The organism is Rhizobium sp. BR 315 (assembly GCF_050577975.1).
Classification (GTDB): domain Bacteria; phylum Pseudomonadota; class Alphaproteobacteria; order Rhizobiales; family Rhizobiaceae; genus Rhizobium; species Rhizobium miluonense.
The window spans coordinates 71,788-85,053 of record NZ_JARWKZ010000013.1 but is presented as its reverse complement, the minus strand read 5'-3'; the positions used below and the strand labels follow the sequence as shown (position 1 = coordinate 85,053).

12 protein-coding genes and 1 pseudogene are annotated in these 13,266 nt (G+C 60.2%); 5 read left to right on the top strand and 8 right to left on the bottom strand.

Annotation, left to right across the window (positions count from 1 at the left end; genetic code table 11):
• Window positions 1-28: 28 nt before the first annotated feature.
• From QD409_RS15585 to QD409_RS15575, 3 genes are all read left to right on the top strand, one after another.
• Entirely contained in the window at window positions 29-829 is an 801-nt protein-coding gene (locus QD409_RS15585) for an inositol monophosphatase family protein (RefSeq protein ID WP_092850651.1), read from the top strand.
• A gap of 133 nt (window positions 830-962) precedes the next feature.
• Entirely contained in the window at window positions 963-2,006 is a 1,044-nt protein-coding gene (locus tag QD409_RS15580) for a flagellar motor protein MotA (RefSeq protein WP_092850649.1), read from the top strand.
• 3 nt (window positions 2,007-2,009) lie between these two features.
• Window positions 2,010-3,041, top strand: coding sequence for a peptidoglycan -binding protein (locus QD409_RS15575; RefSeq protein ID WP_430763051.1), 1,032 nt, complete (start codon window positions 2,010-2,012; stop codon window positions 3,039-3,041).
• Window positions 3,042-3,333: 292 nt separating this feature from the next.
• Here the strand turns inward: QD409_RS15575 and QD409_RS15570 are convergent, their stop codons facing one another.
• Complete coding sequence (locus tag QD409_RS15570) at window positions 3,334-3,522, bottom strand: YegP family protein (protein WP_047629082.1); 189 nt, start codon at window positions 3,520-3,522, stop codon at window positions 3,334-3,336.
• 108 nt (window positions 3,523-3,630) lie between these two features.
• Window positions 3,631-5,448 carry an ABC transporter transmembrane domain-containing protein gene (locus QD409_RS15565; protein ID WP_430763060.1) on the bottom strand — a complete coding sequence of 606 codons (1,818 nt, stop codon included), beginning with the start codon at window positions 5,446-5,448 and terminating at the stop codon, window positions 3,631-3,633.
• A 174-nt stretch (window positions 5,449-5,622) separates the two neighbouring features.
• Here QD409_RS15565 and rpmE point away from each other — a divergent pair, with 174 nt between their 5' ends.
• Window positions 5,623-5,844 carry a 50S ribosomal protein L31 gene (rpmE, locus tag QD409_RS15560; RefSeq protein WP_004117397.1) on the top strand — a complete coding sequence of 74 codons (222 nt, stop codon included), beginning with the start codon at window positions 5,623-5,625 and terminating at the stop codon, window positions 5,842-5,844.
• Between the two features lie 157 nt (window positions 5,845-6,001).
• Here the strand turns inward: rpmE and QD409_RS15555 are convergent.
• The 4 genes and pseudogenes from QD409_RS15555 to QD409_RS15540 all read right to left on the bottom strand — a co-directional run bounded on the left by QD409_RS15555 (window position 6,002) and on the right by QD409_RS15540 (window position 10,576).
• Window positions 6,002-7,938, bottom strand: a pseudogene (locus QD409_RS15555) (GTP-binding protein).
• A gap of 259 nt (window positions 7,939-8,197) precedes the next feature.
• The gene (locus tag QD409_RS15550) at window positions 8,198-8,713 is read right to left on the bottom strand and encodes a DUF1465 family protein (RefSeq protein WP_004117396.1); all 516 of its coding nucleotides are present in this window, start codon (window positions 8,711-8,713) and stop codon (window positions 8,198-8,200) included.
• A 369-nt stretch (window positions 8,714-9,082) separates the two neighbouring features.
• Window positions 9,083-9,274 (bottom strand): DUF1192 domain-containing protein, encoded by a 192-nt coding sequence (locus tag QD409_RS15545; RefSeq protein ID WP_430763050.1) that lies wholly within the window; start codon window positions 9,272-9,274, stop codon window positions 9,083-9,085.
• 27 nt (window positions 9,275-9,301) lie between these two features.
• A complete protein-coding gene (locus QD409_RS15540) occupies window positions 9,302-10,576 on the bottom strand; it encodes an MFS transporter (RefSeq protein ID WP_092850846.1) in 1,275 nt (424 codons plus the stop codon).
• Between the two features lie 227 nt (window positions 10,577-10,803).
• On the opposite strand from QD409_RS15540, the gene QD409_RS15535 reads away from it, so the two are divergent.
• Entirely contained in the window at window positions 10,804-10,965 is a 162-nt protein-coding gene (locus QD409_RS15535; RefSeq protein WP_092850845.1) for a hypothetical protein, read from the top strand.
• A gap of 47 nt (window positions 10,966-11,012) precedes the next feature.
• Here QD409_RS15535 and QD409_RS15530 read toward each other — a convergent pair whose 3' ends face one another.
• Both QD409_RS15530 and QD409_RS15525 read right to left on the bottom strand, forming a co-directional pair.
• A complete protein-coding gene (locus tag QD409_RS15530) occupies window positions 11,013-11,930 on the bottom strand; it encodes a PhzF family phenazine biosynthesis protein (RefSeq protein WP_092850623.1) in 918 nt (305 codons plus the stop codon).
• Window positions 11,931-12,230: 300 nt separating this feature from the next.
• The gene (locus QD409_RS15525) at window positions 12,231-13,256 is read right to left on the bottom strand and encodes a class I fructose-bisphosphate aldolase (RefSeq protein WP_430763049.1); all 1,026 of its coding nucleotides are present in this window, start codon (window positions 13,254-13,256) and stop codon (window positions 12,231-12,233) included.
• Window positions 13,257-13,266: the final 10 nt, after the last annotated feature.

Below are 13,266 nucleotides of genomic sequence, written 5' to 3'. Positions count from 1 at the left end.
CGCCTTCTGCATTATCCAAGGAAACCCGATGGCCCGTTCTGCTCTTCTCAATGTCATGGTTCAGGCTGCCCTTAAGGCCGGCAAGTCGCTCAGCCGCGATTTCGGCGAAGTGCAGAACCTGCAGGTTTCGGTGAAGGGACCGGGCGATTTCGTCAGCCAGGCCGACATCAAGGCGCAGAAGATCATCCGCGACGAGCTGATGAAGGCCCGCCCGACCTACGGTTTCCTCGGCGAAGAGGGCGAGGAGATCAAGGGTACGGACGGTGCTCATCGCTGGATCGTCGATCCGCTCGACGGCACCACCAACTTCCTGCACGGCATTCCGTTGTTTGCGGTCTCGATCGCCCTTGAGCGCAACGGCGAAATCGTTGCCGGCGTTACCTTCAATCCGGCGACGGATGAACTCTATACCGCAGAGCGCGGCGGCGGCGCCTTCCTCAACGATCGTCGCCTGCGTGTCGCCTCGCGCCGCGTGCTGTCCGACAGCGTCATCGGCTGCGGCGTTCCGAATCTCGGGCGCGGCAATCACGGCAAGTTCCTCGTCGAGCTGCGCCATGTCATGGGCGAAGTTGCCGGTGTCCGTCGTCTCGGCTCGGCATCGCTCGATCTGGCTTATGTCGCTGCCGGCCGTTTCGACGGTTTCTGGGAAACCGGCCTGTCCGCGTGGGATATTGCTGCTGGTATCCTGCTCATCCGCGAAGCCGGCGGCTTTGCCTCGGATGTCGATGGTGGCACCGATATGCTCGACACCGGCTCGATCATTTGCGGCAATGAGCATATTCAGAAGGCGCTTGCCGAGGTCGTCAAGCGGCCGATCCCGACGAAGTAAGTTAGCCTCCGCCAGTTTTTTGCGCGGCAAAACAGTCTGTTGCCAACGGGCGGTTTTGTGCTTTCCGTCTCTTCAATTCGGCACAATGTTGATCTAGTCTCCGGCTGCAGAAAATGCGGTGGCGGAGCCTATGATGGAAAATGTGAAACTGGCGGATCTGGGATCGACCGACAATGTGTCGGGCGGTTACGCCTACAAGCTCTCAAGCCCTATGGCTTTCTTCTGGACGATGGTCCTTTTCCTGATCATCGTCGGCTTCATCGTTGCCATCCTGTTCCGGCAGGCTCAGGTTGCATTCCTGCACAATCCCGGCCTCAATGGCCTGATCCTCGGGGTGCTAGCCGTCGGCATCCTTCTGGTTTTCAATCATGTGCTGATGCTGCGGCCGGAAGTTCGCTGGTTCAATCATTTCCGCGCCGTGGGCAATGCCGACAAGGTCGGCCGCAATCCGCGGCTGCTGGCGCCGATGCGGGCGCTGCTCGGCAATCGCCGTGCGATGCAGCTCTCCACGGCGACACTGCGCTCCATCCTGGACTCGATCGCCACGCGCCTCGACGAATCGCGCGATACCTCGCGCTATCTCATCGGCCTTCTCGTCTTTCTCGGCCTGCTTGGCACCTTCTGGGGCCTGATCGGCACGATCGGTTCCATCAACGACGTCATCCAAGGCCTTGATGCCGGCACCGGCGACAGCGGCGATATTCTGAGCGCCCTGAAAACCGGCCTCTCCGGTCCGCTGGTCGGCATGGGCACGGCCTTCTCGTCCTCGCTGCTTGGCCTGTCCGGATCGCTGATCCTCGGCTTTCTCGACCTGCAGGCGGGACGCGCGCAGAACCGCTTCTATACCGAGCTTGAAAACTGGCTGTCCTCCGTCACGGATGTCGGTTCCGATATTTCGCCTGTTATCGATGCCGCTGCCGGCTCCTCGTCGGACGATATGCGTGCGCTGTCGGACTATCTCCGAAAGATCACGGATGAGGGTGGCGGCCAACGTTCGGTGACGGCGATGGCGAACCTTGCCGAAGGCATTCAGGGGCTGGTCAAGAACATGCGCAACGAGCAGCAGATGCTGCGCGACTGGATCGAGGCACAGCAGGAAGAAGCGAAATCGATGCGCCGGACGCTCGACCGTCTTGCCGATCGCATCGGCCATGCCGAGAAGACCGGGAGCAAGTAATCCATGGCGCTCGCCCGCAACCGACGTCACCAGCGAACCGTCGATTATTGGCCTGGCTTTGTCGATGCGTTGTCGACGCTGCTGATGGCCATCATGTTCCTGCTGACGGTCTTCGTCGTCGGCCAGTTTATTCTCAGCCGTGAAATCTCGGGGCGTGACGAGGTGCTCAACCGCCTCAACAGCCGCATCAACGATCTGGTCGAGCAGCTTGCGCTGGAGAAGAACGGCAAGCAGGATCTCGAGGATAGTGTTGCCAACCTGCAGGCTTCCCTTTCCTCAGCGGAGAGCGAACGCTCGCGCCTGCAGGCACTGCTTACGGCAGGCTCCGGCAACAGCCAGGCCGCAGAGACACGCGTCGGCACGCTGACGCAGCAGCTTGACGAGCAGAAGCAGGCAAGTGTTCGAGCACTCAGCCAGGTCGATCTCCTCAATCAGCAGATTGCCGCTCTGCGCAGCCAGATCGCTGCGGTGGAGGCCGCGCTTCAAGCATCCGAGGCCAAGGATCAGTCGTCGCAAGTCAAGATCGCCGATCTCGGTCGGCGGCTGAACGTGGCGCTGGCCCAGCGGGTGCAGGAACTGAACCGCTATCGCTCCGATTTCTTCGGCCGGTTGCGTGAAATTCTTTCGGACCGCGACAATATCCGCATCGTCGGCGACCGTTTCGTCTTCCAGTCCGAAGTGTTGTTTCCGTCGGGTGGCGCAGATCTCAATCCGGCCGGCCAGGCGGAAATGACCAAGCTGGCGGCAGCATTGATCGATCTTGCCAAGGAAATCCCGCCGGAGATCAATTGGGTGCTGCGTGTCGACGGTCATACAGACAATGTGCCGCTCTCCGGCAATGGCCGCTATGCGGACAACTGGGCGCTATCGTCGGCGCGCGCCATCGCCGTCGTCAAGTTCCTGATCGCGCAGGGTGTTCCTTCCGACAGGCTTGTTGCCGCCGGTTTCGGTGAATTCCAGCCGATCGCACCCGGCGATACGCCGGAAGCTCGCGCCACCAACCGGCGGATCGAGCTGAAGCTGACGGAGAAATAATCCGTCAGCGCTCCGGGGGCGCGACTGCAACTCCGATCTTATCTCGTTGACGGAAGCCGGTGAGGCGAGCCAGTGTCGAAGCCGGTGGGCGCGGGGGACTTTTCCTAGAGCATTTCCGTTTTTCCTCGAATCGCGAAAACGCTCTATCTTCTTGTTTCTTTACGCATTCCGGACCGAAAACCGCTGCGTACTTTTCCTGGAAACGCTCTAAATCTGTCGCCGGACAAACAAAACGGCCGGCGCACCAAAGGGTGGCCGGCCGGTCTTTGCAATAAAGGCTTGACGCGAAGTCTCAGGCGGTAGCCGTGGTCTGATCGTCGATGGCGGCGCCGCCAACGTGAGCCTTGATCGACTCGATGGCATGCAGGGCCGAAGCCTTCGCCTTGTAGCCTTCGGATCCGAACATGATTTCGCCGTTCGAGGCTTTGAAGCGGAAGCGAAACTCGCCGGCTTTGTCCTTGTAGACTTCAAATTTATACATCGTTCTCGTCTCCTAGAATCGCGTCAGCGTGGATAACGCTGAAAATCTAGCTCAACTTCGACGTCATTTCTACATGGTTGTATGCGGCTCGACTTGACCCGGTTCGCGCTACTTTGCGATGAGCATGCGCTGCTCTATTCCGGCATCGAACTGCAGGCGGGCGAGCTTGGCATAGATGCCGCCATGGTGGATCAGGCTCTGGTGCGTGCCTTCCTCTACGATGCGGCCCTGATCCAGCACGAGAATGCGATCTGCCTTGAGCACGGTTGCCAGACGATGGGCGATGACGAGCGTGGTCCGTGCCTCCATCAGGCCTTCGAGCGCCTTCTGAACGAGGGTTTCGCTTTCGGCGTCGAGAGCGGAAGTCGCTTCGTCGAGCAGCAGGATCGGTGCATTCTTCAGGATGGCGCGGGCAATGGCGATGCGCTGGCGCTGGCCGCCGGAAAGCGTCACGCCACGCTCGCCCACCTGCGTGTCGTAGCCCTGCTCCAGGCGCGAGATGAACTCGTCGGCCTGTGCGGCGATCGCGGCGGCGCGTACCTCGTCGCGGGAAGCGCCCGGACGGCCGAAGGCGATATTGTCGTGGATCGAGGCGGCGAAGATCGTCGTGTCCTGAGGCACGATGGCAATGCGTTCGCGCAACGCCTCCGGCAGAACGTGGCTGATATCGACGCCATCGACGGCGACGCTGCCCTGCTGCGGGTCGTAGAAGCGCAGCAGCAGCGAGAAGATGGTGCTCTTGCCGGCGCCGGATGCGCCGACGATCGCAACCGTCTCGCCTGGTTTGACCGAGAAGGACAGCCCGTGCAGGGCCGATCTGCCGGGCCGCGACGGATAGAAGAAACGGACGTCCGAAAAATCGACCCGGCCTTGGGGTTGCGGCAAGGTTACGGGATTGGCCGGCACCGTTATCGGCGATACCTCCGCAAGGAGTTCGCCAAGACGGTCGGCAGCGCCGGCTGCCTGCGACAGCTCGCCCCAGACTTCCGATAGCGAGCCGAGCGAAGAGCCGGCGATGACCGAGTAGAGCAGGAACTGGCCGAGCGTCCCCGCCGACATGGTGCCGGCGAGCACGTTCTGCGCGCCGACCCAGAGAACGGCGATGATGCTGCCGAAGACCATGGCAATCGCAAAGCCCGTCAGCATCGAACGGGATTTGATCGCTGCGCGCGCCGCCTGATAGGCATCTTCGACGGCCGCGCCGTAATGCCGAGAGGCGGCTTCCTCGCCGTTATAGGACTGGATCGTGCGGCTGGCGGCGATGGTTTCGTTGGCATAGGCCGATGCGTTGGCCAGCCTGTCCTGCGCAGCGCGGGACCGCTTGCGCACAGAGCGGCCGAAACTGAACAGCGGCAACACGATGATGGGTATTGCGATCAGCACGATGCTCGACAGCTTCGGGCTCGTGATGATCATCATCACCATAGCACCGAGACAGAGAATGAGGTTGCGCAGTGCTACCGACGCAGTCGCGCCAACCGCCGATTTGATCTGTGTGGTGTCGGCCGTCAGGCGAGAGACGATCTCACCGGACTGGTTGACATCGAAGAAGGAGGGCGACAGCCGCGTGACGTGGTCGAAGACTTCGCGGCGCATATCGGAAACGATGCGCTCGCCGATCGTGATGACGAAGTAGTAGCGCAGCGCACTCGCGGCGGCCAGGATCAGGGCCATGATCATCATTGCGATGAAATAGCTGTCGATGAGGCCGCGGTCGGCCTGATCGAAGCCGTGATCGATCATGCGGCGTACGGCGATCGGTAGGGTGAGGGATGTGACCGCGGCAACGACGAGGGAGACGATCGCTCCTGCGACCATGCCCCGATACCGCTTGAGATAAGGAGTCAGTCGTCCAAGGGGTCGGATTGATCTGTTTCTCTTTTCGTCTGCCTGGCCAATTTCCGACAAGTCGTCTCCAATCCCCATATCAGCAAGGGACTTGACGTTTTGGCCCCTTGTTATCCCTGTCGCCTTCATGTATAGGCACGCCATCTTAATTGGAAGCCGTGGCCTAACCGGACTGCGGCTTCATTTATTCAATCGGTTCGGTTGCCGCAATGCCTTGCGACAAATGGACCCTGCCATGACAGGAAGATTGTTATGAAGGCGAACATCCATCCCGACTACCACACCATCAAGGTAGTCATGACCGACGGCACCGAATACGAAACCCGCTCGACCTGGGGTTCTGAAGGCGCTGTCATGAACCTCGAAATCGACAGCAAGTCCCACCCGGCCTGGACCGGCGGCAACCAGCAGATGCTCGACCGCGCCGGCCGCGTTTCGAAGTTCAACAAGCGCTTCGGCGGTCTCGGCATCTAATCGCTTCGCGATTCGATGTTTTGAAAAAAAGCCCGGTTTTGCCGGGCTTTTTTATTGCGTGAATTGCTGGATGCCTGCGGCAGGTCATTAGTGGGGCAGCCTTCGGACGTATCGCCATCGTCGAGAGCTACCCCGCGGCTGTTGCCGCTGCACCCGGTCAGCGTATCCGCTGCAGGTAATCGGCGCGGTCGAACGGATTGGCGCTTGCGCGCTGGCGCAGGGGCGGCGAACCTTCGATCGGCGCATAGTGATCGAAAGTGTGATCCAGCACGCCAGCGCCGCTTGTCAGTCCGGGAAGCTGCTTTTGAATCCCCTGGATCAGCGCCGAAGCGACCGTACCCTCGAGTCGGGCGATGCCGGCTGTAATGACGGACTCCCTGGTCGATGCGCCTGATTTCGCCAGCAAGGTAAGTATTCCGGTCAACGCCGCCGTCGGCACTTCGAGTTGGAAGCGATCGATCGGTTCGCATACCACCGTCTGCGCCGATGTGAGGGCGGCGGCCAATACCAGCGGCGTCAGCCTGCGAAAATCGACGGCCGTGGTTGCCGGCGAGCTTTGGCGCGCCGCGGTCATGGCAACATGGCAATCGATGACCTGCCAGCCGAAGATGCCCTCTTTCAGCGTTTCGAAGACTGTCTCCTCGACGGCACGATAGAAGCTTGCCGGCATCTGCCCGATGTCAACCTCAAATGCGAAACGGTTTCCTGCTCCCGGCGGCCTTGGTTCAACACGCAGGCCGACTGTCGCGAGAAAGGGATTGGGCTCCTTGAATATGATCTCGATCGCGCCGCCGATGCCGATCGGGCGTTCGGCATGGATGATCGTGCTTTCCTCGAAAAGCGCCTCCAGCCCGAAATCGTTGGCCAGAGTTGCCTGGATGACTTCCTTTTGCACCTCCCCATAGAGCGAGACGAATATCTCGGTCGCGCCCTCGTTGGTGCGCAAATTGATGAGCGGATCCTGATCGGACAGTTGCATGAGCGCCAGCCATAGCGCCGCATTGTCGGCGGGGCGGGATGGGCGAACTCTGGTTTCCAGCGTCGGCGGCTGGAAATGGAGATTGCCGCGCGTGGAGTTTTCGCCACCGATCGAATCGCCGATCCGCGCACCGGCCAGCCCGCCAATCTTGGCAATCCGCCCCGCACCGACCCGTGTGACCTTGTCGACATGACCGTCATCGAAAAGTTGGATGCTGCTCACCTTCGCGGGACCTTTCGGCAGATCGAGGTAATCCCGGACCGTGATCGTACCCGACGTAACGCATAGATATGCCAGTTTTTCGCCGCCCCATCCGCGTTCGATCTTGAAGATCTTGCCGCTGACCGGCCCATCGGGATCCGGCCGGCGGCTCGGCAATAGGGTTTTTATCGCCGATATCAGGGCAGGGACCCCTGCGCCGCTCATGGCCACGCCGGCAAAGGCCGGATGTATCAGGCCTCTCGCCACCTGATCTGCGAGAGCGTGTTCGAGCCTTTGGGGAGTTAGTCGGTCGGGCGCTAGAATGTAGTCGTCCATTATCCCTTCGTCGCCGGCCGCAAGTGCCTCACAAATAGCACCGAGATGGGGCTCTTTCGCCGTGTCGGCAGCCTCGACTTTGGCGAGCTTGCTGCCGGCATCGTGGATGAGCGACATTGCGATCGGATGCGTGCATAACTGGCTCGCAATCTCCTGAAGGACTTCCTCATAGCGTGCGCCGAGGCGGTCGATCTTGTTTATGAAGAACAGAAAGGGGACGCCGAGCTGTCTCAGGGCACGGACCAGCACGCGGGTTTGAGGCTGCACGCCTTCAACGGCCGAGACGACGACGATCGCCGCATCCAGCAATTGCAGGACACGCTCGACCTCGGCGATGAAGTCGGGGTGACCGGGCGTGTCGATGAGATTTACTACCAGATCGCCGATGGTAAACGACACCACTACGGTCGCGATGGTGATTCACGCTGCCGTTCGAGATCGAGACTATCGGTCTGGGTATTGCCGCCATCGACGCTGCCGAGCTTGTCGATTACGCCTACGTCAAAAAGGAGTCGCTCCGTAAGGCTAGTCTTGCCTGCATCTACGTGGGCCAGTATGCCCAAATTCAAAGTGCGCATGTTCTATCATCTTCTCAGAATTTCGGATTTGATTTTCGTGAGAAGTGAGTCGGCGCATTGGGACCTCCAGGCACATTTGATATCAGCTCGCGCGGCTCTCTAAGGTTGAGAGAACACGCAGGGACACTTTTACAGTTGCTTTGCGAAATTCGTCAAGCGCGCCTGTCGCCACCTGGGGTCGGCCGTGGAGCGACGACAAAGCAAAACCGGCCGCGCGAGGCGCAGCCGGTTGAAATCCGTCATCGATGTTGCGATCAGCTCAGTTGTTGCCGAAGGCAGTCTGCAGCAGGGTGAGCTGCGCCTTGACGCTGTTCTGATTGTCCGGAACGATCGCAGGCTCGGTCGGGCGGTAGATCTCGCGGTCGAGCAGGGCGACGCGGTTCTGAAGCCGAAGGGAGCGCTCGACGAGGTCACGGAAGGATTCCGGCAGATCGTTCCAGCCGGGGGCGGTGCGGTCGACGTTGAAGCCGTCGAGCCGAACCTTGTTCTTTTCTGCGAGAACCTGGTCGCGGGACATTTCGCCGTTGTTGACAGCGCGCTGTAGCAGCAGCCAGGAGGCCATCTGCATGAGGCGGGTCGTCAGCCGCATGGATTCGGCGGCGTAGAGTACGGAGGCCATCCGCGGCAGAACCTTGGAAGCGGCGCGGCCCTGTCCGTCGAGATAACCGGCGGTTTCCTCAACCAGCGACATGCCTTCTGAATACAGCGCTCTGAACTGTGCCGACGATGCTGCGTGGCCAGCAAAGCTGATCGTGTTCAACCCAAGTTCCGACATCGAATAAATCCCTGCTTCACGCAACACTTTTGTTCAGGAAAAGCCGGTCAAGTCCCTAAGAGCTTTCGGCATCCGCTTTTATGACTTTAAGATGGTAGTTTTAACTGAAATTCGCAAGGCGATTCTTAAGAAAGGGTTAATCTCCACAGTTTCGTCGGGGAGGACGATACATGGCAAAAAAGAAGAGCCGCAAAAGCGGCTCTCAAGGTAAAACAGGGAGAAAAATCAGACCAATTCGCCAAGTCGAGGAATCGTCTGAGTCCAGAGCGAATCTGGATGATCATAGTAATATGTCGTAAAGCTTAACATTCTGTTGAGCATGTCTCAATGTTACGCTTGCCACCCCAGGTTTTGCGCCGGGCACTCTTTTCAAAAACGGAAGAGGCTTTCCGCCGCTTCGCGGCCGGATGCCTTAGCGGCGATCTCTTCTTCCAACCTGGTGATCTCGCTCTTGAGCAAGGCTATGCGGTTTTTCAGCTCGTCGACCGACAGCAGCGACAAGTCGCTGCCGATTTCATGCGCCGATGGCTGCTGCGGACGATCGTCGTCGAATATGCTCATTTCGGCTCCTCCTTTCCCTTAAAGGGATCAGGTACCGTAATTTATAGATATATCGTCCTTTTTTGAAGTCTCGCTTCGTGCAAGCGCCATGCTCTCGGGTGTGATCATCTGCGCATTGGCGGACGGCATAGTCGTATAGGCGTCGCGATCGCCTGCGGGTTTGGCGGCGCGGCGGCGGCTGCGGAAGATGGAATAGGACGTGATCAGTACATGGGCGAGGGCTGTCAGGAAGAAGAGGGAGTAGGGACCGACGGAAGACATGACCGGGCCGCCGATCGTCGGGCCGATGATCGTGCCGATGCCGTAGAGCAGCAGCAGGCCGCCGGAAACTTTGACGAAATCCTCCGGCGCGGCGAAGTCGTTGGCATGGGCGACGGCGATCGGGTAGAGCGTGTTGGCGAAGGCGCCGTAGATCACCACCATGCTGATGAGGAAATAAGGGCTGCCGGGCTGCAGCAGGAAAAGCAGCAGGCCATCCACGGCCGCGACGGCTGCCATGCCCGCCAACACGTAGCGGCGGTCGATGCGATCCGAAAGTCGGCCGGCCGGCAGCTGCATGACGGCGCCGGCAAAGATGGTCAAGCTCATCATCAGCGCGATATCGCTCTGGGAAAGGCCGGCATTGGCGCCGAAGACGGCGCCGAGCGTGCCGTATGCGCCGTTGGCGATGCCAACCAGCAGGATACCAAGCGAGGCCACCGGCGAATTGCGGTAGAGCGCCTTCAGGTCGAGGCTGACGGCCTTGAGCGGCTGCGGAGAGGCGGCAGTCGACAGGGTGGTCGGCAGCATGGCGACGCAATAGCAGATGCCGCACATCATGAAGAGAATGGGCGTGTGGATATCGGCGAAGGGTACCATCATCTGGCCGGCGACCGCGCCGATGAGGGTGATGCCGATATAGAGCGAGAAGATCGCGCCGCGGCTCTCATTGGTGGCGCGCTCGTTGAGCCAACTTTCGATGATCATCGAGGTGCCGGCCGTGCAGAAACCGGTCACGGCGCGCAGCGCCACCCACCAGATCGGGTCAACGATGATACCGGTCAACAGCGCTATGATGGCGATGACGGAGATGAAGCCCGAAAAGGCACGAACATGGCCGATGCGTCTGACCAGCTTCGGAGCAGTCAGGCAGCCGAGGACGAAACCTGTGGCCCAGGTCGTGCCGAGCAGGCCGAGCGTCGTGGTTGCATAGCCTTCCGCCGTGCCACGCACCGGCAGCAAGAGGCTATGCAGGCCGTTTCCCGTAAACAGGAAAAGCGTACCGAACAGCAAGGCCAATACGGGCAAAATATTTCTTTTCATGCTCCTCACCTTCATGCGGCCCCGCTTAAGGAGCCGATAAGACAGGAATTCCTTCCTGCCCGCATTCACTATTGATTGTGTCCCGGATTGCCGCTATCGGCGTGTAGAAACAGTCTGTTGGCGCGGAAAAATGTCCGTCCTATGACGATTAGAGCATGATCGCGAAAACCGCGCAGCGGTTTTTGGTCGCGGCCATGCTCATTCTTGCGCAAACGGGGAAAAATAGCGTGACAAAAGCCATCGGGGTGCTGCTGCTGCTCGCCATGGCGGTGCAGCTGATCAAGCCTTTGGGGCTGCCGGGTCTCAAGCGCCGGGGCGATTTCTGGAAGATCGCCATCATCGCCTTCGTTGCCTGGGCAATCGCGCTGGTCATCAACGAGACGCTTTAAGGCGTTTTGGGCCGGATATCGGCCCTTTCAGGACGCCGCACCTTCTTTCAGAGCAGGATTTCCCCGCGCATGACGTGGACGCTGCTGCCGCTCAGGAGGACTTCGTTTACCACGCCGGCAGTTTTCCTGACCTCGACGCCGATCACGCTGCGCCTGCCCATCTCTACGCCCTGCTCGATGGTGATTTTTACCTCCGCGTCCTGCGCCGGCAGTAGCGAGGTGAGATAGGCGCCGAGTGCGGCAGAGGCGCTGCCGGTCGCCGGATCTTCCGTCACATTGTCGAGGGGTGCAAACATGCGGGCGCGGATATGCCAGGGGTTTTCGGTAGAGCGCACGTAGAGAAAGAGCGAGAAGCCGGTCTTATCTTCCTTGTGCCGCGCCGCCGCTTCAGCAAAAACCGCGGCATTCGGCCATGCTTTTCCGAGCGTTTCGAGACTATCCAGCTCCGCGAAGGCGAAAGGCAGGCCGACGGACGCAAAGATCGGGGCATGCGGTGTGCGGCGGATCGAAAGCGGATCGATCTGCACGCAGCGTGCAATCAGCTCGTCGGCAACTGCCTCCCCGACCGTGAGACTTCCCGGCGCGCGAATGCTCGCGCCCGTGATGTCGCCGCCTTTGCGCAGCAACGTTACTTCCACCAGGCCGGCCTCTTCCTCGAAGGTCAGCCTATCGCCCACGGGCTTTCCGAAGATTTCTCGTTGCCGGCCGAGGGCGAAAGCGGTGCCGACATTGGGGTGGCCGGCGAATGGGATTTCCGCCGTTGGCGTGAAGATGCGGACGCGCGCGCTGTGATCGGGATTTTCCGGCGGCAGCACGAAGGTCGTTTCCGAATAATTGAACTCGGTCGCGATCTTCTGCATCGCATCGCTGCTCAGGCCGCGGGCATCGGGTATGACGGCAAGCGGATTGCCGACGAAGCGTTCCGAGGTGAAGACATCGACGGTAACATAGGCAACGGTGTTCATGGCGGCTCCTGGTGCTGTCATAAGTTCACCGGGATATAGCGGCTGCCCGATCATCGCTTAAAGCGCGAACTTGTGCTGGTGACAACTTCACAATTGGCTCGTTCCGAGGAGCGCCTCACACCATCGCCCTCTCCCGTTTTTGACAAGGAGAGGGGACGAACTCTGTCTTCTCGTCTGGTTAAACGGCTGGATGGATGCCTCGAATGAGAGGCTTTCGAGGCAAACTGCCACTGGCACAAACAAAAAGCCCCCACCGCATCGCGATGGGGACTTCCCGTTTACTCAAACCGCAAAATCAGATCAGGCGGCCTGTTCGCGATCCTTCGTCCAGCTGCCCTTGGCGGCGAGATAGTTCATCTCGGCGCGATGAGTGAAGGCGCGCTGGCCGGCGGCGACATTCTCGGGCTTGCCGCCCCATGCCTTCAGCGAGCTGTCCTGCAGGGCGCGGCCGTAGGAGAAGGTGACGTGCCAGGGCAGATCATGACCGGAGTTGATAGCGGAGAGATGGGCCGTTGCTTCTTCGGTGGACTGGCCGCCGGAGAGGAAAGCGATGCCCGGAACGGCGGAAGGCACGGTTTCCTTCAGAACCCTGACGGTGCGCTCGGCGACCTGCTCGACGGAGGCCTTGCGGACCTTCTTGCCGTCGATGACCATGCTCGGCTTCAGGATCATGCCTTCGAGGTTGACGCGGGCTTCGGCGAGTTCCTGGAAGGCGATCTGAAGCGTCCAGCGGGTGACTTCTTCGCTGCGGTCGATGTCATGCGTGCCGGGTTCGCCGTCCATCAGCACTTCCGGCTCGACGATTGGAACGATCTTGGCCTGCTGGCAGAGCGCGGCATAGCGGGCGAGCGCGTGGGCGTTGGCCTTGATGGCGCCGAAGGTCGGCAGCTTGTCGGAGATGGCGATCACGCCGCGCCATTTGGCGAAACGGGCACCGGCTTCATAATATTTCGCCAGACGATCGGCGAGGCCATCGAGACCTTCGGTGATGGTTTCGCCGGGGAAGCCGGCCATCGGCTTGGCGCCGAGGTCGACTTTGATGCCGGGAATGCTGTCTGCAGCTTTGATGACGTCGACGAAGGGCGTGCCGTCCGCGGCCTTCTGGAAAAGGGTTTCTTCATAAAGGATGACGCCGGAGATGTACTTCCTCATTGCGTCGTCGGAGCGGAAGAGCATTTCGCGATAGTCGCGGCGGTTCTCTTCCGTGGAAACGAGAGAGATGGTGTCGAAGCGCTTCTTGATCGTGGCGGTGGATTCGTCCGCCGCCAGGAGGCCCTTGCCACCAGCAACCATTTTTACGGCAATGTCTTCAATTCGTTCGCTCATTTTGTTTCTC